General features: G+C 68.1%; 13 protein-coding genes. 10 read left to right on the top strand and 3 right to left on the bottom strand.

From position 1 onward, the window contains the following. Positions 1–54 precede the first annotated feature (54 nt). From gspL to cgtA, 8 genes are all read left to right on the top strand, one after another. A complete protein-coding gene (gspL, locus tag CLI93_RS06180) occupies positions 55–1,353 on the top strand; it encodes a type II secretion system protein GspL (RefSeq protein ID WP_172424246.1) in 1,299 nt (432 codons plus the stop codon). Beyond that, on the top strand, positions 1,350–1,946 hold the full coding sequence (gene gspM / locus CLI93_RS06170) for a type II secretion system protein GspM (RefSeq protein WP_172424245.1): 597 nt from the start codon (positions 1,350–1,352) through the stop codon (positions 1,944–1,946). Before gspL ends, gspM begins: the two co-directional genes overlap by 4 nt. Positions 1,947–1,968: 22 nt before the next feature. Continuing rightward, on the top strand, positions 1,969–2,859 hold the full coding sequence (gspN, locus tag CLI93_RS06165) for a type II secretion system protein N (RefSeq protein WP_338066618.1): 891 nt from the start codon (positions 1,969–1,971) through the stop codon (positions 2,857–2,859). Positions 2,860–2,868: 9 nt separating this feature from the next. Then, complete coding sequence (gspD, locus tag CLI93_RS06160; RefSeq protein WP_238945773.1) at positions 2,869–5,283, top strand: type II secretion system secretin GspD; 2,415 nt, start codon at positions 2,869–2,871, stop codon at positions 5,281–5,283. A 60-nt stretch (positions 5,284–5,343) separates the two neighbouring features. Continuing rightward, positions 5,344–6,732: a GspE/PulE family protein gene (locus CLI93_RS06155; protein ID WP_095542170.1), complete on the top strand. Its 1,389-nt coding sequence runs from the start codon at positions 5,344–5,346 to the stop codon at positions 6,730–6,732. Positions 6,733–6,953: 221 nt separating this feature from the next. Then, positions 6,954–7,265 (top strand): 50S ribosomal protein L21, encoded by a 312-nt coding sequence (rplU, locus tag CLI93_RS06150; RefSeq protein WP_095540063.1) that lies wholly within the window; start codon positions 6,954–6,956, stop codon positions 7,263–7,265. Between the two features lie 34 nt (positions 7,266–7,299). Next, entirely contained in the window at positions 7,300–7,560 is a 261-nt protein-coding gene (gene rpmA, locus CLI93_RS06145; protein ID WP_095542078.1) for a 50S ribosomal protein L27, read from the top strand. A 111-nt stretch (positions 7,561–7,671) separates the two neighbouring features. Beyond that, a complete protein-coding gene (gene cgtA / locus CLI93_RS06140; protein ID WP_095542077.1) occupies positions 7,672–8,736 on the top strand; it encodes an Obg family GTPase CgtA in 1,065 nt (354 codons plus the stop codon). A gap of 37 nt (positions 8,737–8,773) precedes the next feature. On the opposite strand, the gene CLI93_RS06135 is transcribed toward cgtA, so the two are convergent. Together CLI93_RS06135 and CLI93_RS06130 are read right to left on the bottom strand one after the other, a co-directional pair. Further along, a complete protein-coding gene (locus tag CLI93_RS06135) occupies positions 8,774–9,913 on the bottom strand; it encodes a glycosyltransferase family 4 protein (protein WP_095542076.1) in 1,140 nt (379 codons plus the stop codon). Between the two features lie 22 nt (positions 9,914–9,935). Beyond that, entirely contained in the window at positions 9,936–10,781 is an 846-nt protein-coding gene (locus tag CLI93_RS06130; RefSeq protein WP_143326362.1) for a glycosyltransferase, read from the bottom strand. A gap of 54 nt (positions 10,782–10,835) precedes the next feature. Here CLI93_RS06130 and CLI93_RS06125 point away from each other — a divergent pair, with 54 nt between their 5' ends. After that, positions 10,836–14,903, top strand: coding sequence for a methyltransferase domain-containing protein (locus tag CLI93_RS06125; RefSeq protein WP_095542075.1), 4,068 nt, complete (start codon positions 10,836–10,838; stop codon positions 14,901–14,903). 120 nt (positions 14,904–15,023) lie between these two features. On the opposite strand, the gene CLI93_RS06120 is transcribed toward CLI93_RS06125, so the two are convergent. After that, entirely contained in the window at positions 15,024–17,222 is a 2,199-nt protein-coding gene (locus CLI93_RS06120) for a malate synthase G (protein WP_095542074.1), read from the bottom strand. A 193-nt stretch (positions 17,223–17,415) separates the two neighbouring features. Between CLI93_RS06120 and CLI93_RS06115 the strand changes: the two genes are divergently transcribed. Continuing rightward, positions 17,416–18,456 (top strand): LysR family transcriptional regulator, encoded by a 1,041-nt coding sequence (locus tag CLI93_RS06115; protein WP_095542073.1) that lies wholly within the window; start codon positions 17,416–17,418, stop codon positions 18,454–18,456. Positions 18,457–18,574 lie beyond the last annotated feature (118 nt).

Here is an 18,574-nt window from a genome sequence, read left to right as displayed (position 1 = left end):
CGCTCTTGGGGTGGTCTGTGGGCTCACTACAATAGCCCGCCGATTGGAAGTGACATGCCCGCCCTGATTCTCGAAGCCCCCTCGCACCTGATGCCCGCGCAAAGCCCGTGGGCCTTCGTGCGCAGCGCCGATGGCCAGACCATCAGCGACAGTGGGCACAGCCCCGTGGGCCTGCTGCCTGTGCCAGGCAAAGGCACGGAGGTGGTGCTGGTGCTGCCGGTGCAGGATGTGTCCTGGCACTGGGTGCGGCTGCCGCAGATCGCCCTCAAGGATCGCGCCCGGCTGCGCGCCGTGCTGCAGGGCCTGCTGGAAGACCAGCTGCTCGACGAGCCCGAGCAGCTGCACTTTGCGCTGGCGCCACAGGCGCGCGCTGGCGCACCTTGCTGGGTGGCGGTGTGCCAGACCGGGCGCCTGCAAGCCCATGTGACCGCCCTGGCCCAGCAGGGCCTGCAGGTACAACGCATCGTGCCGGCCTTTGCCCCGCCGCCGCACGAGCCCACCGCTGCAGCCGATGCCAGCGACGCCGCGCCGGCGACCGCCAGCCTGTATGCCATCGGCACCGAGGACGATCCCTGGCTGGTGGCCGTAGGCGCCGGCCAGGGCGGCAGCGCGCCAACGCCACAGGCCGGCGTACTGGCCCTGCCGCTGACGGCCAGCGCCGCCGCGCTGGACTGCGTGGCCCAACCCAGCGCAGCCGTGCAGGCCGAGCCGGCCCTGTACCAGCTGGCCCAGCAGCGCCTGGGCCGCCCGGTGCAGTTGCTGGAGCCACCCCAGCGCCTGCTGCAGGCGGCCCAGTCGCCGTGGAATCTGGCGCAGTTCCAGTTTGCCAACAGCGGGCGCGACCGCCTGGGGCAAAACCTGAACAAAGGGCTGCAGAATTTTCTGCGCGCCCCGGCCTGGCGCTGGGCACGCTGGGGCGCAGCCCTGCTGGTGCTGGTGCAGCTGGCCGGCGTCCAACTCTGGGCCTGGCAGGCGCGCCGCGATTTACAGCAGCTGCACGCCCAGGTCGATACGGTGTTTCGCAGCACCTTCCCCAAAGTGGCGGTGGTGGTCGATGCGCCACGGCAAATGCGCCAGGAGCTGCAGCGCCTGCAACAGCAAAGCGGCGCGCTGACGCCCGGCTCCTTCGAGGTGTTGGCCGGCGCGGCCGGCCTGGGCCTGCCCGAGGACATGCGCCCGCAGGAGCTGCACTATGAAAACGCCCAGTTGCGTCTGGGCGGCCTGCCGCACGGCAGCGAATTACTGCAGCAATGGGAGGACGGCCTGGCCGCACAAGGCCTGCTGGCGCAGTGGCACGAAGGCCGCCTGCAGATCGAGCCGGCGCCGACCACCCCAACAAGGGGCCAGCCATGAACCGCCCCGCACAGCCCCCCGCCAAAGCCTCCGGCCATGGGTCGAGCCGCGTCGGCGCGACGCTGGCGCCGCTGCGCCAACGCTGGCACAACCTGCAGGCGCGCGAGCGCAGCATGCTGGCGCTGGCCGCGGCCGTGGTGGCTGGCGGGCTGCTGTGGGCACTGGCGCTGCAACCGGCTTGGCGCACCTGGCAAAGCTACGAGCCCCGGCGCCTGGCGTTGGAGCAACAGCTGCAACACATGCAGGCCATGCGCCAGCAAGCGCAGCAATTGCAGCAGCAGCTGGCCAGCAGCGCCACGGCCAGCAGCACGCCAGCGGCGCTGGCCGCCGCCGTGGAGGCCAGCGCCAAACGCCTGCTGGCCGCGCCCGGCCAGAGCGCCGATGCCGCGCCGCAGCTGACCGTGGCCGGCGACCGCGCCACCGTGCGCCTGCGCGCCGTGCCCGCAGCCCAGCTGCTGCAATGGCTGCGCGAAGTGCGCGAGACCACGCGCAGCCAGCCCGTGCAAGTGCAGCTCAGCCGCGACGCGGGCAATGGCACGCCACGCTGGAGCGGGCACATCGTCCTGGCGCTGCCCAGCGGCGCCCAGCCTTGAGCAGCACGGCCATGGTCATGCATTGCCACAGTCAGCCGATGATCGCCACCAGGCCACCCGCTGCGGCCTGGCCCTGGCTGCGCCGCGCCACGGCCGGGAGCAGACCGCGATGAGCCAGCGCCAGCGCAACCCACGTACAGCGCCTGCACCGGCCCGCATGGGGCGCTGGGCGCTGCTGGGCGCGCTGCTGGGCATGCTGTGGGCGCTGGCCCTGTATGCACCGGCGCGCTGGATGGCCCAGGCGCTGGAGCATGCCAGCCAGGGGCAGGTGCAGCTGCAACAGGCGCTCGGCACACTCTGGAATGGCTCGGCCGTGCTGGTGCTCACCGGCGGCGCGGGCAGCCAAGACCGCATGCGCCTGCCCGGCCGCCTGACCTGGGCGCTGCGCCCGGCCTGGCTGGGCGCCCGGCTGCAGCTGCTGCCCGATTGCTGCGCCGCCGAACCTGCCCAGCTGCGGCTGCGCCTGGGCTGGCAGCGCGCCGAGCTGCACATAGCCACGCACCAGAGCCAATGGCCGTCGAGCCTGCTGCAGGGCCTGGGCGCGCCGTGGAACACCTTGCAACTTGACGGCCAGCTGGGCCTGCACATAGAGGATTTGCGCCTGCAATGGGCAGCTGGCCGCAGCCTGGTGCAAGGCACGCTGGAGGCCTCGCTGAAAAACGCCACGTCGCGGCTGAGCACCATCCGGCCCCTGGGCAGCTATCGCCTTATCATGCACGGCGGCGAGGCCCTGGGCCTGCAGCTGTTGACCGATGCCGGGCCGCTGCAGCTCAGCGGCCAGGGGCACTGGCAAGGCCAGCGGCTGCGCTTTGCCGGCCAGGCCAGCGCCACGCCGGAGCATCTGCCCGCCTTGTCCAATCTGCTGAGTTTGCTCGGTCGCCGCGATGGCGATCGCGCCATTTTGAATTTCTAGATGGTCCGCATGGATTTCCTACACACCGCCCAGGCGGCTGACCGCACTGGCGCCGCACCCTTCCCCAAGGCCAAGGCCGCACTGGCCAGCGGCGCGCTGGCGCTGGCGCTGGCGCTGGCTGGCCAGGGCATGGCCTGGGCCCAGGCCGGCCAGCCCAGCGTGCGCCGCGGCGAGCCGGTGACGCTGAATTTCGAGAGCGCCGAGATCGAGGCCGTGGCGCGCACCATGGCCACCATCACCGGCCGCAACGTGGTGGTCGATCCGCGCGTGCGCGGCACGCTGAACCTGGTCACCGAGCACCCGGTGTCGGCGCAGGCGGCCTTCGACCAGTTCCTGGTGGCGCTGCGCCTGCAGGGTTTTACGGTGGTGGAGGCCGCCGGCCTGTACAAGGTGGTGCCCGAAGCCGATGCCAAGCTGCAAAGCGGCGGCGTGCACGTCTCGCAAGGGGCCTTCCCGGCGCGCGGGCCGCGCGGCGGGCAGATCGTCACGCAGATCTTCCGCCTCAACTATGAAAGCGCGGCCAATCTGGTGCCGACGCTGCGCCCGCTGATCAGCCCCAACAACACCATCAACGTTAACCCCGGCACGAATGCGCTGGTGATCACCGATTACGCCGACAACCTGGCGCGCATCGCCAAGATCATTGCCGCGCTGGACGTGGCCGAGGGCACGGATCTGGAGGTCATCCCCCTCAAGCACGCAGTGGCCAGTGAGATGGTGCCGCTGCTCACGCGCCTGCTGGGCAGCGATGGGGGCGCGGCCGTGGTGGCCAACGGCGGCGGCCAGGCGGCAGCGGCCGTGCCGGGCGGCGGGCAGGGCTTTCGCGCCACCATCCTCTCGGACATGCGCAGCAACAGCATCATCGTGCGCGCGGCCAACCCGGCGCGGCTGGCGCAAATCCGCAAGCTGGTGCAGCACCTGGACCAGCCGCCCGCGCCCGGCAGCTCGGCCGAGCACGGCAACATCCACGTGGTGTTCCTGAAGAACGCCGAGGCCAAGCAGCTGGCGCAAACCCTGCGCGCCGCGCTGGCTGCCGGGCGGCTGGGCGGCAGCCAGGGCAGCGCCGACGAGGGCCGCAGCAGCAGCGCCGGCACAGGCCGCAGCGAGGGCGCCGCCGCCGGCGCCACGGGCGCAGGCCTGAGCAGCAGCGCAGCCCTGGGCGAGGGCGGCAGCGCCCACTTTGGCCAGAGCCAGGCCGTCTCCACCGGCGGCATCATCCAGGCCGATCCGGCTACCAATTCGTTGATCATCACCGCGCCCGATCCGCTGTACCGCCAACTGCGCGCCGTGATCGACAAGCTCGACAGCCGCCGCGCCCAGGTGCTGATCGAGAGCATGGTGGTGGAGGTGCGCGCCGACAAGGCGGCCGAGTTCGGCATCCAGTGGCAAGGCGGCATCGGCCGCCAGGGCGACTCCAACGTGGGCGCCATCGGCACCAACTTCCGAGGAACGGGCAACATCATCGACCTGGCCGTGGCCGCAGAGGCGGCGCGGCGCGGCCGCGGCGGCCTGGGCAGCTTGTCATCGGACATGCTGGGCAACGGCATCAACCTGGGCTTGGCGCACAACTACGGCGGCACCTACGTGCTGGGCCTGCTGGCGCGCTTTCTGGAAGACACGGGCGATGCCAACGTGCTGTCCACGCCCAACATCCTGACGCTGGACAACGAGGAGGCGCGCATCATGATCGGCTCGAACGTGCCCTTCGTCACCGGCCGCTACACCAACAACAACAGCATTGGCAGCGGCTCGGTCAACCCCTTCCAGACCATCGAGCGCCAGGACGTGGGCCTGTCGCTGCGCGTCAAGCCGCAGATCAACGAGAACGGCACCGTGAAGCTGGCCGTGGTGCAGGAGATCTCCGACGTGCTGGCCAGCACCATCAACAACGCCAGCGGCCCCAGCACCAGCAAGCGCCTGATCGAAACCAACATCCTGGTCGAGGACGGCGGCATCATCGTGCTCGGCGGCCTGCTGGAAGACCGCTACGGCCAGCGCCAGGAAAAAGTGCCGCTGCTGGGCGACATCCCCGTGCTGGGCAATGCCTTTCGCAGCGAGCGCCGCACCCGCGACAAGGTCAACCTGATGGTGTTCCTGCGCCCCACCGTGATCTACGACAGCGCCGGCAGCGACGCCATGGCCATGGAACGCTACGACATGATCCGGGGCGACCAAAGCATCGTGCAGCCAGGCCGCCATCTGATTCTGGACAGCATCAACGCCGCGCCGCAACTGCCGCAGTTGCCGCAACTGCCCCCGCCCCCGGCGCAGGAGTCGGACAAGGAGCGTCAAGCCCGTCAGGCGCGGCGCACGCCGCCGCTCTCCAGCCTGACGCGCGACTCCCTGTATGCGCCGCCCGCTGGCGGCCGCCAGGTCGATGCGCGCCAGCTGCGCAGCGGCGAATCCGACGGCTGGGCCGATTGACGCGGCCAACGCCCAACCTTATTGCTGCTGCGCCGCCCATTCAGTCGCCCCATGGCCGCCTTGCACTACCCCCTGCCCTATGCCTTTGCCCGCAGCGCCCAGCTGCTGCTGGAGGACGATGGCACCCGCCTGACGCTGTGGCACGGGCCCAGCCCCAATGCCAGCGCGCTGGGCGAAGTGCTGCGCAACTACCCGCAATTCGAGCCCCAGCCGCTGGACGCCGCCGCCCTGGCGCAGCGCATCAGCGCCGCCTATTCCGGCGGTGACTCCGACGCCGCGCTGGTGGTCAGCGAAGTCGAAGGCGTGGCCGACCTGACCCGCATGATGCAGGAGCTGCCCGCCGTGGAAGACCTGCTCGAAGCCGCCGACGACGCGCCCATCATCCGCATGCTCAACGCCCTGCTGACCCAGGCCGCGCGCGATGGCGCCAGCGACATCCACATCGAGCCTTATGAGCGCCACTCCAGCGTGCGGCTGCGCGTCGATGGCAGCCTGCGCGAAATCGTGCAGCCCAACCGCGCGCTGCACGGCGCACTGATCTCGCGCCTGAAGATCATGGCCGATCTGGACATCGCCGAAAAACGCCTGCCGCAGGACGGCCGCATCGCCCTGCGCCTGGGCACGCGCGCCATTGACGTGCGCGTCTCCACCCTGCCCAGCGCGCATGGCGAGCGCGCCGTGCTGCGCCTGCTGGACAAAAGCGAAGGCCGCCTGAGCCTGGAAGCCGTGGGCATGCAGGGCCAGACCCTGGCGCAGTTCGAGCGCCTCATCCACCAGCCGCACGGCATCCTGCTCGTCACCGGCCCCACCGGCTCGGGCAAGACCACCACGCTTTACGCCGCGCTGCACCGGCTGGACGCGCGCGCGCAAAACATCATGACGGTGGAAGACCCCATCGAATACGAGCTGCCCGGCGTGGGCCAGACCCAGGTCAACAGCAAGATCGATCTCACCTTCGCCACCGCGCTGCGCGCCATCCTGCGCCAGGACCCGGACGTCATCATGATCGGCGAGATCCGCGACTTCGAAACCGCGCAAATCGCCATCCAGGCCTCGCTGACCGGCCACCTGGTGCTGGCCACGCTGCACACCAACGACGCCGCCAGCGCCGTCACGCGCCTGATCGACATGGGCGTGGAGCCGTTCTTGCTTTCCTCCTCGCTGCTGGGCGTGCTGGCTCAGCGCCTGGTGCGCAAATACTGCACGCACTGCCACGGCAAAGGCTGCGGGCACTGCAACCAAAACGGCTACCACGGCCGCACCGGCCTGTTCGAGCTGCTGGTGGTGGATGACGCCATCCGCGCCCTCATCCACGGCGAGCAGGCCGAAGCCGCCATCCGTGAGCACGCCCTGGCCCACGGCATGCAACTGATGCGCGAGGACGGCCAGCGCCTGGTGCAAGCGGGCATCACCAGCTTCGAGGAAGTGCTGCGCGTCACGCGCGATTGATGCTTCAAAGGTTTGCACGAAAGGCCCAAGGCCGCTACAATGCGCGGTTCATTTGCCCGGCTTGGTGCTGTCTGGTGCTTTTTGCCATTGTGCTGCTGGCCAAACGCAGCAGCACAACGCAGCAGCGCGTAGGGCAGGTGCAAATCCCGTCATTGCGTTTTTTCCTTTCTTGGCCGGCAGCGGCCAGGCAGGGCAAGAACCTCGTTTTTTGGATGAATCACATGTACGCAGTCATAAAAACCGGCGGCAAGCAGTATCGCGTTGCAGCCGGCGACAAAATCAAGGTAGAACAGATCGCTGCGGACGTGGGCCAGGAAATCGTGCTCGATCAAGTGCTTGCCATCGGCAACGGCGCTGATCTGAAAATCGGCACGCCATTGGTTTCCGGTGCCAGCGTCAAGGCGACTGTGCTCTCGCAGGGCAAGCACGACAAAGTGCGCATCTTCAAGCTGCGCCGTCGCAAGCACTACCAGAAGCATCAAGGCCATCGCCAGCGCTACACCGAGCTGCAGATTGGCGATATCGCTGCATAACACAGCACCTCACGCAGCAGGAAAGGATTAAGACATGGCACAGAAAAAAGGCGGCGGCTCTACGCGCAACGGTCGCGACTCCAAGCCCAAGATGCTGGGTGTCAAGGCCTATGGTGGCGAGCTGGTCAGCGCCGGCTCGATCATCGTTCGTCAGCGTGGCACTCGCATGCACGCTGGCACCAATGTCGGCATGGGCAAGGACCACACGCTGTATGCACTGGTCGATGGGCACGTGGTATTCCGCAACAAGGGTGCGCTGAACAAGCACACCGTGGAAATCGCCCCTGCGGCCTGATCGGTCTGCGCCCGTAGCAAACGCTGCGGGCGGCAGCAGTGGTTTTGACAAAAGCCCCGCCCTGCGGGGCTTTTGTCGTTGGTGAATTACTTCAGTTCAAGAGGGCGCATCATGAAATTTGTTGACGAAGCCTATATCGATGTGGCGGCAGGCGATGGCGGCAATGGCTGCGCCTCATTCCGTCACGAAAAGTTCAAGGAGTTCGGCGGGCCCGATGGCGGCGATGGCGGGCGTGGTGGCCATGTCTACATCGTGGCCGACACCAACCTCAACACGCTGGTGGATTTCCGCTACGCGCGCCGCCACGAGGCCAAGCGCGGCCAGCACGGCATGGGCTCGGACATGTTCGGCGCCGCCGGCGCCGACCTGACGCTGCGCGTGCCGGTGGGTACCATCGTCAGCGATGCCGACAGCGGCGAAGTGCTGATGGAGCTGCTGGTGCCAGGCGAAAAGCGCATCCTGGCCAAGGGCGGCGATGGCGGCTTTGGCAACCTGCACTACAAGAGCTCGACCAATCGCGCCCCGCGCCAGAAGACCCTGGGCCGGCCAGGCGAGCGCAAAAGCATCAAGCTGGAGCTGAAGGTGCTGGCCGACGTCGGGCTGCTGGGCCTGCCCAATGCGGGCAAGTCCACCTTCATCACGGCGGTCTCGAACGCCCGGCCCAAGGTGGCCGACTACCCGTTCACGACGCTGCACCCCAACCTGGGCGTGGTGCGCGTAGGGCCGGAGCAAAGCTTCGTCGTGGCCGACATCCCCGGTCTGATCGAGGGCGCTTCCGAAGGCGCAGGCCTGGGCCACCAGTTCCTGCGCCACCTGCAGCGCACCGGCTTGCTGCTGCACATCGTGGACGTGGCGCCGTTTGACGACAGCGTCGATCCCGTGGCCCAGGTGCAGGCCATTGCCCAGGAGCTGCGCAAGTACGACCCGCAGCTCTACGACAAGCCGCGCTGGCTGGTGCTCAACAAGGTGGACATGCTCGACGCTGCGGCGCGCAGCGCCATGCTCGACAAGATGCGCCAAGGCCTGCAGTGGCAGGGCCCGATCTACGAGATCTCGGCGCTGGCGCGCGAGGGCTGCGAGCGCCTGGTGCGCGACATTCACCAGTACCTGCAGGCTCAGAAGCCGCCCACCGAGCAGGAGCAGGCCGAGCGCTTCGACCCGCGCTTCGATCGTTGAGAAGCCTGTGCAACCTCTCTAAAAAGAGCCGCGCTCATCAGGGCGCGGCGTCTTCGCCTGGCGGGCGCGAGGCGCGCCAGCGCATATAGGCCGGCACCTTGAAGCGCACGATGGTGATGTAGGCAAAGGTGTAGAGGCCGGCAAAGAGCACGCAACAGGCCAGCAGCACCCAGGTGGTGTGCCAGAACAGAATGGCCGGCAGCACTGTCAGCACGGTAAAGCCCCACAAATAGGGTGAGGTGCGGTTGTTGCGCATCAGCATGTCGCGCGCCTCGTTGTCGTCATCGAAGACGCGGTGCACGATGCGGCGGTAAATCAGCTGGTGGATGTGCAGCGCATCGGCCACGCCCGGCGAGCTACCCCGCACCCATTTGCGGTACATGGAAAACAGCGTCTCCCACACCGGGTAAATCAGCAGCAGCAGCGGAAACCAGGGCGAGACTATTGGGTGGCGCTGCACCAGCAAAATGCTGCCGATGGACAGCACGCTGCCCCACAGGTAGGCGCCGCCGTCGCCCGCAAACAGCAGCCCGCGCGGGTAGTTCCAGATCAAAAAACCGCCGCTGGCCGCGGCCGTGACCAAGAACACCACGGCCAGCGTGCGGTCCTGCACCTGGATGCTCACGTGCGCCAGCGCCAGAGCCACGATGATGGCCACCATGCCGGCCAAGCCGTTGTAGCCGTCGATGATGTTGAAGGCGTGCGGCAAACCCGCAATGGCCAGCAGCGCAATGGCCACGCCCAGCCAGGGCCACAGCCCGGGCATGGCATCCAGCCAGGCAATGTCCAGCCGCGGCACGCTCACCCCCAGCCAGGCCACGGCCAGCAAAGCGCTGGCCAAAGTCAGCGCAAAGCGCCAGCGCACGGCCATGCGCTGGCTCAGATCTTCGAGCACGCCGCCCAGCACCGCCGGCACCATGCACAGGCCCCAGCACAGCACCCACCACCCCAGCTGCAGGCCAGCGGCGTCACCCCGCAGGGTTTGCAACACACCCACGCAAATGGCCACGCCCATGCCTGCGGCCAGCGCCACGCCGCCCAGGCGCGGCACATCGCCCATATGGAAGCGCTGCGGCATATCGCCCGGATAGCGCCTGGCATGGCGGCGCGCACTGCGCACCAACAGTCCGGCAGTGATGGCGGTGACAAAGAACGCACAGACGCACAACAACAGCATCGCTTAGACCTTGTACAAAAAATCACTGCAATGCGCGGCGCTGGGCGCTGGGGTGGCGGCGGGCCCAGCGGAAGCTGGGCAGGCGCCACAGCCGCAGCAGGCTGTGCACATGCCACAGCAGCGGCCGCAGCTGGCGGCGGCTGGCGCGCTGCGCCAAATGCTGCATGCGGGTCTGGGCGCGCACCAAGGCGCCAATGTCGCGCCGCACACGCAGGCTCAGGTCCACATCCTCGCAGTACATGTGAAAGCCTTCATCAAAGCCGCCCAGGCGATGCCAATCGCGCAGCCGCAGCACCATGCAGGCGCCGCTGACCCAATCCACCACCTGCTCCTGACGCCCCAGCACGCGCCGACGCCACAGATTGCCCAGACTGGGCAGGGCGCGCTCGTTGTCCTGCACCTGACCTTGGGCATCGAGCAGCCGCGGATAGGCCAGGCCAGTGCCCGGCGCGCGCAACGCCGCCACCAGCTGCGCCAGCGGCTGGGCATCGAGCAGCTGAACGTCAGGGTTGAGAATGCAAATGTGCGTAGGCATGTCGGCACAGGCGGCGAGAGTGGCGATGGCGGCATTGTGATTGCGGCCAAAGCCAGCGGGCGCGCTATTACAAACGATTTCCAGTGTGAAAGGCAGCGCGCCCTGGGCCTGCAGGGCCTGCAGGGCCTGTTGCAGCGCTGGCTCCGGAACATTCAGTGTCACAATCACGCGGCCCAGGCAGGGCTCTGCCTGCTGCTGCAGTTGCCGCACCAGCGCCTCGATCCACTGGCCGTGGCCGTGGCTGACGATGGATACGGCCACGCACTCGCGCTCCGGGCTGGGCGATGCCGCAGACCGCTGCGCACCAGCAAACACCGCGTTCGAATCAGGCATGGGCAGTTGCAGAGCTGGCCCGGCAATGCCCAGGCCAATGGTTGACAAGAGACGATGACACTTTCCACGAACGAACTGCACATCTACCTGCGCAATATCGACGACGGCGAGCGCACTTCCCTGTCCGTGCTGGTACAGGAAATCGCCCCGGGCAGCCAGGTGCTGGACCTGGGCTGCGGCAGCGGCGCGCTGGGCCAGTACCTGCACACGAAAAAGCAATGCACCGTCGATGGCGTGACCTTCAACGATGCCGAGGCGGAACTGGCCAGACCCTATTATCGTCAGGTCGCCGTCGCCAATCTGGAGCTGACGCTGCCCAGCGCGCTGTTTGGCGCGCAGCGCTACGACGCCATCGTCTGCGCCGACATCCTGGAGCACCTGCGCCAGCCCCAGGCCGTGCTGGCCAACCTGCGCCAGCTGCTGACCCCAAGCGGCCGGCTGCTGATCTCCATCCCCAACAGCAGCTATGCGGGGCTGGTCGCCGAGCTGGTCGAGGGCGAGTTCCGCTACCGCGAAGAAGGTCTGCTCGATGCCACGCACGTGCGCCACTTCACGCGCCGCTCGCTGCTGCGCCTGCTGCAAGAGCAAGGCTGGCAGGTGCAGCAATTGCAGGCCATCGAGCGGCCGCTGCAGGAGTCGGAGTTCAAGCAGGCCTTCGATGCCCTGCCGCCCGCCGCGGCGCGCTACCTCTTGGCCGCGCCCGATGCGCTGACCTACCAATTCATCGTCAGCGCCTCGGCGCATGAGGGCCAGGCGCCGGACAACACGCCCTGGCTGCTGCCACAGGCCGAGGCACTGCCCGGCCAGACACTGGCGCGCCAAGCCCATTTCTCCGCCCAGCTCTACTGGGACGAGGGCCAGGGCTTTTCAGAAGAGCGCAAGCTGGTGCAGCCCGGCGCCATCGGCCAACCACGGCAAACCCTGCGCTTTGCGCTGCCCGTGCCAGCGGCGCAGCTGCATGGCCTGCGGCTGGACCCCGCCGACCGGCCTGGCATCCTCTACCTGCACGCGCTGCGCCTGCTCGATGCGCAGCAGCGCCCGTTGTGGCAGTGGCAGCCCGATGCCGACGGCCAGCCGCTGCTGCAAGCCGCGCCCTCGCAACACATCGCCTGGGGCGGCGCCCTGCTGGGCCAAGCTCAGGCCATGCCGCTGATACTGACCGGTGACGACCCCTGGCTGCAGCTGCCGCTGGATCTGGCCCGGCTGCAGCAGGACGAATCCCCAAGCCCGCTGACGCTGGAAGTGGAGCTGGGCTGGCCCATGTCGGCCGACTACCTCAGCCTGGTGGGCCAGATGCAGCCTCTGGAGCGCGCGCAGCGTCAGCTGCACGAGCAACTGCAGGCCCAGGGCGAGCGTCTGGCGCAGATCTGGCGCGACCATGAGCAACTGACCCAGGCCCACGCCCAACTACAGGGCGAGCGCGCCCAGCTGCACACCGCGCACGAGGCGCTGCAGGCCCAGTGGCAGCACACCCAGCAGGAAGCGCGGCAACTGTTTACCGAGCGCGCCCAAGCCCAGGCCGAAGTGGCCGACCTGCACCAGCAACTGCGCGGCATGGCCGAGCACCTGCAGAACATGCGCAATTCGCGCCCCTTCCGCTACACGCGGCCGCTGGTGCGCATGCGCGACTGGGGCCGCCAGCTGCTGCAAGGCCCAGGCCAGACCGCTGCCAACCCCGCAGCCCCCCCGCCACCGGCTGGCCTGGCCAATGCCACGGCAGGCGCCCCTGTCCAAGACCCAGCCGCCAGCCCCCCCGTGCCCGCGCCGCTGGGCGAGACCGTGGACATTGTCGTGCCGGTCTACCGCGGCCTGGCCGACACCCAGCTGTGCGTCGAATCGGTGCTGGCCAGCCCGGTGCGCGTGCCCTACCGGCTGATCGTCATCAACGACTGCAGCCCCGAGCCTGAAGTCACCGAGTGGCTGCGCCAGAAGGCCGCGGCCGAGCCGCGCATCACGCTGCTGGAAAACGAACAGAACCTGGGCTTCGTGGGCACCGTCAACCGGGGCATGCAGGCCTCGCAAAGCCACGACGTGCTGCTGCTCAACAGCGATACCGAAGTGGCCAACGACTGGCTGGACCGGCTGCGCCGCACGGCCTACGCCGCTGCCAACGTTGGCACGGTCACGCCCTTTTCCAGCAATGCAACGATCTGCAGCTACCCGGTGTTCTGCGCCGCCAACCCTCTGCCGCCAGGGCAGACCACGGCTTCGCTGGACCAACTCTTTGCCCAGGCCAATGCCGGCGCCCATGTGGACGTGCCCACCGGCGTGGGCTTTTGCATGTACATCCGCCGCGACTGCCTGCAAGACGTGGGCCTGTTCGACGAGGAGCACTTCGGCAAGGGCTATGGCGAGGAAAACGACTTCTGCCAACGCGCCATTGCCAAGGGCTGGCGCAACCTGCACGCGCTGGACACCTACGTGCTGCACACCGGCGGCGTGAGCTTTGGCGAGAGCAAAAGCCCGCGCGAGCAAGCCGCCATGCACACCCTGCGCCAGCTGCACCCCAGCTACGAGCTGCAGGTGCATGAATTCCTGGCGCGCGACCCGGCCCGGCCTGCGCGGCTGGCCGTGGACTGGCTGCGCCACACCGAAGCTGGGCGCAAGCCCATCGTGCTGGCCGTGCAGCACCAGCGCGGCGGCGGCACCGAGCGCCATGTGCTGGAGCTGGCGCAAAGCCTGGCCGAGCAAGCCGTGTTCCTGTTGCTGCGCCCGGCGGGCGCGCAGCGCGTGCAGCTGCAGCTCATCGAATGCGCCCCGGCGGCACAGGCAAAGGCAGAAGCTGAGGCCGACGCCAATGCCTATACCCACATCAGCGCCGCCGCCCAGCCACAGGCCCGGCTTTCCGAGCAATGGTCGCTGCTGTTCGACCTGGGCACGCAGCGCGATGAGCTGCTGCAATGGCTCAAGGCCCTGCCCGTGGCCCACATCCACTACCACCACCTGCTGGGCCATGAACGCCTGATCTGGGAGCTGCCGCAGCTGCTGGGCCTGGAGTACGACTTCACCGTGCACGACTTCTACAGCTTCTGCACCAACATCAGCATGACTGGGCGCAGCGGCCGCTACGAAGTCGATGCCCAGGGCGAATGCTGCGGCGGCCAGCACCCGGCGCCCATCCCCGCCGTCGAGCAGGACATCGCCGGCTGGCGCCTGCGCAACCGGCTGCTGCTCGAAGGCGCGCGCCAGGTGCTGGCCCCCAGCCTGGACGCGGCCGTGCGCATCCAGCGCTTTGCGCCCCTGGCGCGGGTGCGCTTGGCGCCGCACACCGATGTGCAGGCCAGCGCCCTGCCCCAGCCCGCACCGCGCCCCCTGCCGGCCCAGCGGCCGCTGCGCATTGCCGTCATCGGCGCGCTCAGCGTCATCAAAGGCGCCGACGTGCTCGAAGCCGTGGCGCGCCTGGCCAAGCAGCAGGGCGCGGCGCTGGAGTTCCACCTCATCGGCTTTGCCTACCGCCACCTGCAAACCGCCCCGGCCAGCGCGTTGCACGTGCATGGCCAGTACGACGAGCAAGACCTGCCGGCCATCCTGCAGCGCCTGGCGCCCGATCTGGTCTGGCTGCCCGCGCAGTGGCCCGAGACCTACAGCTACACCCTCAGCGCGGCGCTGCAGCAAGGTCTGCCCGTGCTCGTGCCCGACCTGGGCGCCTTCGCCGAGCGCGTTGCAGGCCGCCCCTGGAGCTGGGTTCTGCCCTGGGACTGCACGCCCGCGCAATGGCTGGAACATCTGCTGGCCCTGCGCGAGCGGCATTTCCTCACCGGCAATGCGCCCACGCCGCCCGAGCTGCCCACGGCACTGGCGCAGTACCAAGCCCAGAACACCGCCGAGCACACGCCAAGCTGGGACTACGCGCAGCACTACCTGCCCCCAGCCAACAACGAAGGCGCACCCGCCGCCAGCTCCCAGGCCACAGCCCAGGCTGTGGCCGGCGCCCATGCCTTCGCGCGGGCCTTGCAGGCCCCAGCCCACCAGCAAACAGGCCTGCATGGCGGCGCACAGGGCCTGCGCAGCACCATCCTGACGCAACTTGTGCGGCTGCGCGCCATGCCTGCGCTACGCCCTGTGGCCCGCGCCATCCCGCCCCGGCTGCAAACCCGCGTCAAGAGCTGGCTGCAGCGCTGAAAGCCGAGACTCAAAGCCTGTTCACGATTTCGGCGCGAATAGGCCACAGATGGACACGCTGAAAGCCCGCTCCTTTGCAGGAAGCGGGCTTTTCACAGCGCAGAGCGGCAGACCGCTGCCTCAGGCGGCCGCCTTGCGGCGCAGGCGCCAGGCGTGCAGCAGGGGCTCGGTGTAGCCGCTGGGCTGCTGCACCCCTTTGAACACCAGGTCGGTGGCGGCGCGGTAGGCGTAGGAGTCGGCAAAGCGCCCGGCCATGTTCTGGTAGAGCGGGTCGCCCGCGTTTTGTGCGTCAACGACGGCGGCCATGCGCTCGAAGGTCTCGCGCACCTGCTGCTCGCTGATCACGCCATGGGCCAGCCAGTTGGCGATGTGCTGGCTGGAGATGCGCAGCGTGGCGCGGTCTTCCATCAGGCCGACGTTGTTGATGTCGGGCACCTTGGAGCAGCCCACGCCCTGGTCAATCCAGCGCACCACGTAGCCGAGGATGCCCTGGATGTTGTTGTCCAGCTCCTGCTGCTTTTCCTCCTCGCTCCACTTGGGCGCCTGCACCACGGGGATGTGCAGCAAATCGGCCAGCAGGCCATCGCGCACGCTTTCGTAGTCGGTCTGGCCCAGCTCGGCCTGGATGGCGGGCACGTCCACCTGGTGGTAGTGCAGCGCGTGCAGGGTAGCGGCCGTGGGCGATGGCACCCAGGCGGTGTTGGCGCCGGCCTTGGGGTGGCCGATTTTCTGCTCCAGCATCTGCGCCATCAAATCGGGCATGGCCCACATGCCCTTGCCGATCTGCGCGCGGCCGCGCAGCCCGCAGGACAGGCCCACCAACACGTTGTTCTTCTCGTAGGCGGCGATCCAGGCACTGGTCTTCATGTCGCCCTTGCGGAACACCGGACCGGCCTGCATGACGCTGTGGATTTCATCGCCGGTGCGGTCCAGAAAGCCGGTGTTGATGAAAGCCACACGCGCCGGGGCAGCGGCGATGCAGGCCTTGAGGTTGACGGAAGTGCGCCGCTCCTCATCCATGATGCCGAGCTTGACGGTGTGCTCGGGCAGGCCCAGCAGCTTTTCCACGGCGCCGAACAAAGCATTGGCAAAGGCCACTTCGGCCGGGCCATGCATCTTGGGCTTGACGATGTAGACCGAGCCCTTGCGCGAGTTGCGGATGCCGTTCTGGCCGTGGCCTTGCAGGTCGTGCATGGCAATGGCCGTGGTGATGGCCGCGTCCATGATGCCCTCGGGGATTTCCTGGCCCTGCTCGCCCCAGAGGATGGCAGGGTTGGTCATCAAGTGGCCAACATTGCGCACGAACATCAGCGAGCGGCCATGCAGGCGCAGGGGCTGGCCATCGACGCCGGTGTATTCGCGGTCCGGGTTCAGGCTCCGCGTGAAGCTGCGCCCGCCCTTGCTGACCTGCTCGGTCAGCGTGCCCTTGAGGATGCCCAGCCAGTTGGCATAGCCGGCGATCTTGTCCTCGGCATCGACGGCAGCCACGGAGTCTTCCAGATCAAGGATGGTGGACAGCGCCGCCTCCAGCACCACGTCGCTGATGCCGGCCGCATCGCCCTGCCCGATGGGGGTGCTGCGGTCGATCTGGATGTCGATGTGCAGGCCGTTGTGCACCAACAGCACCGACGAGGGCGCATCGGCCTGGCCCTGGTAACCCACCAGCTGCGCCGCATCCTGCAGACCGGTGCTCAGGCCATTGCCCAACGAGACCACCAGCTTGCCGCCCTCGATGGCCAGGCCCGTGGCCTGCTGGTAGGAGCCATTGGCCAGCGGCGCAGCCGCATCCAGGAACTGGCGCACATAGGCAATCACCTTGGCGCCGCGCACTGGGTTGTAGCCGGCGCCAGCCTCGGCGCCGCCATCGCTGGGGATGGCGTCCGTGCCGTACAGCGCGTCGTACAGCGAGCCCCAGCGCGCATTGGCCGCGTTGAGCGCATAGCGCGCGTTCAGAATGGGCACCACCAGCTGCGGCCCGGCCAGCTTGGCCAGCTCATCGTCCACCTGCTCGGTAGTGGCCTGGGCGTCGGCCGGGTTGGGCACGATGTAGCCAATGCCTTCCAGAAAGCTGCGGTAAGCGGCAATGTCCTGAATCGGGCCGGGGTGGGCACGGTGCCACTTGTCCAGCTCGGCCTGCAGCCGCTCGCGCTCAGCCAGCAAGGCGGCGTTCTTGGGCGCGAACTCGTGCACGATGGCGGCAAAGCCCTTCCAGAACGCTTCGCTGTCAATGCCGGTGCCGGGCAGCACCTGCTCGTCCACAAAGGACTTCAGCGCCGGGGCCACTTGCAGGCCGTGCACAGGGGTGCGGGTGGAACTCATGAAAACACTCCGGTAAAAATGATCGAGAGGGCGTACTGTATGCAATCTTTCAGTCCGTATCAGACAAGCAAAAATACAATCGCCATTGACGAAAAGTAAAAAATGCGCCCGCGCAAGGCGAGCATGCAAGGCAAAGCAGTAGCAAAAGAGGCCGCCCAGAAAAGGCGGCCAAGCCCCAGCGCAGCCTCACCCCATGGACAAGTTCAAAGCCATCGAAACCTTTGTGCGCGTGGCCAGCCAGGGCAGCCTCAGCGCTGCGGCCAGGTCGGAGCAGGTGGTGCCGGCCATCGTCGGCCGCCGGCTCGATGCGCTGGAGGCGCACCTGGGCGTCAAGCTGCTGGTGCGCACCACGCGCCGCATCACCCTGACGCGTGAAGGCGCAGCTTTTTTAGAAGACTGCCAGCGCCTGCTGGCCGACTGGGCCGATGCCGAGGCCAGCGTCTCGGCCGGCAATGTGCGCGCCAGCGGCTCGCTGCGCATCACCGCACCGGCCGGCTTCGGCCGCCGCCATGTGGCGCCGCTGGTGCCACAGTTCCAGGCCCAGCACCCACAGCTGCGCATCTCGCTGAACCTCAGCGACCGCCTGGTGGACCTGACCGGCGAAGGCTATGACTGCGCGGTGCGCGTGGGCGATCTGCCCGACTCCAGCCTGGTGAGCATCCGCCTGGCCGACAACCGCCGCCTGTGCGTGGCCGCGCCCAATTACATCGCCCAGCACGGCCAGCCGCGCCACCCGACCGAGCTGGCGCAACACAACTGCCTGGGCCTGTCCAGCGAGGCCTCGCAAAGCCGGGGCTGGGCCTTTTCCGTACCGGATGACCAAGGCCAGCCATCTGGTGGCAAGGGGCGGTCGCGCCATTCAAGCGCGCCGCGCGAGCCAGCGCGGCACATTGTCTACATCAAACCGCGCGGCTGGCTGGACTGCAGCGACGGCCAGGTGCTGCACGACTGGTGCCTGGCCGGGCACGGCGTGGCCTGGCGCAGCCTCTGGGAGGTGCAAGACGACTTGGCACAAGGCCGCCTGGTGCAACTGCTGGAAGCCTTTGCCGCACCGCCCAACGGCATCTACGCCGTACTGCCCGAGCGCCGCCACGTGCCGCTGCGCGTGCGGCTGTGGATCGACTTCCTGCGCCAGCACTACGGCCAGCCGCACTTCTGGCTGCGCCCCAAGGATGCGCTCTATACCCCTATGAGCGCCAACAACAGGGCCAGCAAAACTGTCAATCAATCCTGATTCAGCATTTTGCGATAATGCCCCGCTTTAGAACCCGTTCAGAGTTTCGGCGCGACTGCGCAAAAAGCGGTTTTGGATGGACTGCAAAAGGCACAAAAACACTGCCATAGCCCCGGCT

It is taken from the genome of Vandammella animalimorsus, assembly GCF_002288875.1.
GTDB lineage: Bacteria > Pseudomonadota > Gammaproteobacteria > Burkholderiales > Burkholderiaceae_C > Lampropedia > Lampropedia animalimorsus.
This window is presented reverse-complemented; position numbering and strand designations above follow the sequence as displayed.

What these genes read in the sequence shown, in the direction of transcription:
- gspD (WP_238945773.1), top strand. Translation starts at nt 2,869, where the DNA reads ATGGATTTCCTACACACCGCCCAGGCGGCTGACCGCACTGGCGCCGCA.
- rpmA (WP_095542078.1), top strand. Translation starts at nt 7,300, where the DNA reads ATGGCACAGAAAAAAGGCGGCGGCTCTACGCGCAACGGTCGCGACTCC.
- CLI93_RS06130 (WP_143326362.1), bottom strand. Translation starts at nt 10,781, where the DNA reads ATGCCTGATTCGAACGCGGTGTTTGCTGGTGCGCAGCGGTCTGCGGCA.
- CLI93_RS06135 (WP_095542076.1), bottom strand. Translation starts at nt 9,913, where the DNA reads ATGCTGTTGTTGTGCGTCTGTGCGTTCTTTGTCACCGCCATCACTGCC.
- gspM (WP_172424245.1), top strand. Translation starts at nt 1,350, where the DNA reads ATGAACCGCCCCGCACAGCCCCCCGCCAAAGCCTCCGGCCATGGGTCG.
- rplU (WP_095540063.1), top strand. Translation starts at nt 6,954, where the DNA reads ATGTACGCAGTCATAAAAACCGGCGGCAAGCAGTATCGCGTTGCAGCC.
- cgtA (WP_095542077.1), top strand. Translation starts at nt 7,672, where the DNA reads ATGAAATTTGTTGACGAAGCCTATATCGATGTGGCGGCAGGCGATGGC.
- CLI93_RS06120 (WP_095542074.1), bottom strand. Translation starts at nt 17,222, where the DNA reads ATGAGTTCCACCCGCACCCCTGTGCACGGCCTGCAAGTGGCCCCGGCG.
- gspL (WP_172424246.1), top strand. Translation starts at nt 55, where the DNA reads ATGCCCGCCCTGATTCTCGAAGCCCCCTCGCACCTGATGCCCGCGCAA.
- CLI93_RS06115 (WP_095542073.1), top strand. Translation starts at nt 17,416, where the DNA reads ATGGACAAGTTCAAAGCCATCGAAACCTTTGTGCGCGTGGCCAGCCAG.
- CLI93_RS06125 (WP_095542075.1), top strand. Translation starts at nt 10,836, where the DNA reads ATGACACTTTCCACGAACGAACTGCACATCTACCTGCGCAATATCGAC.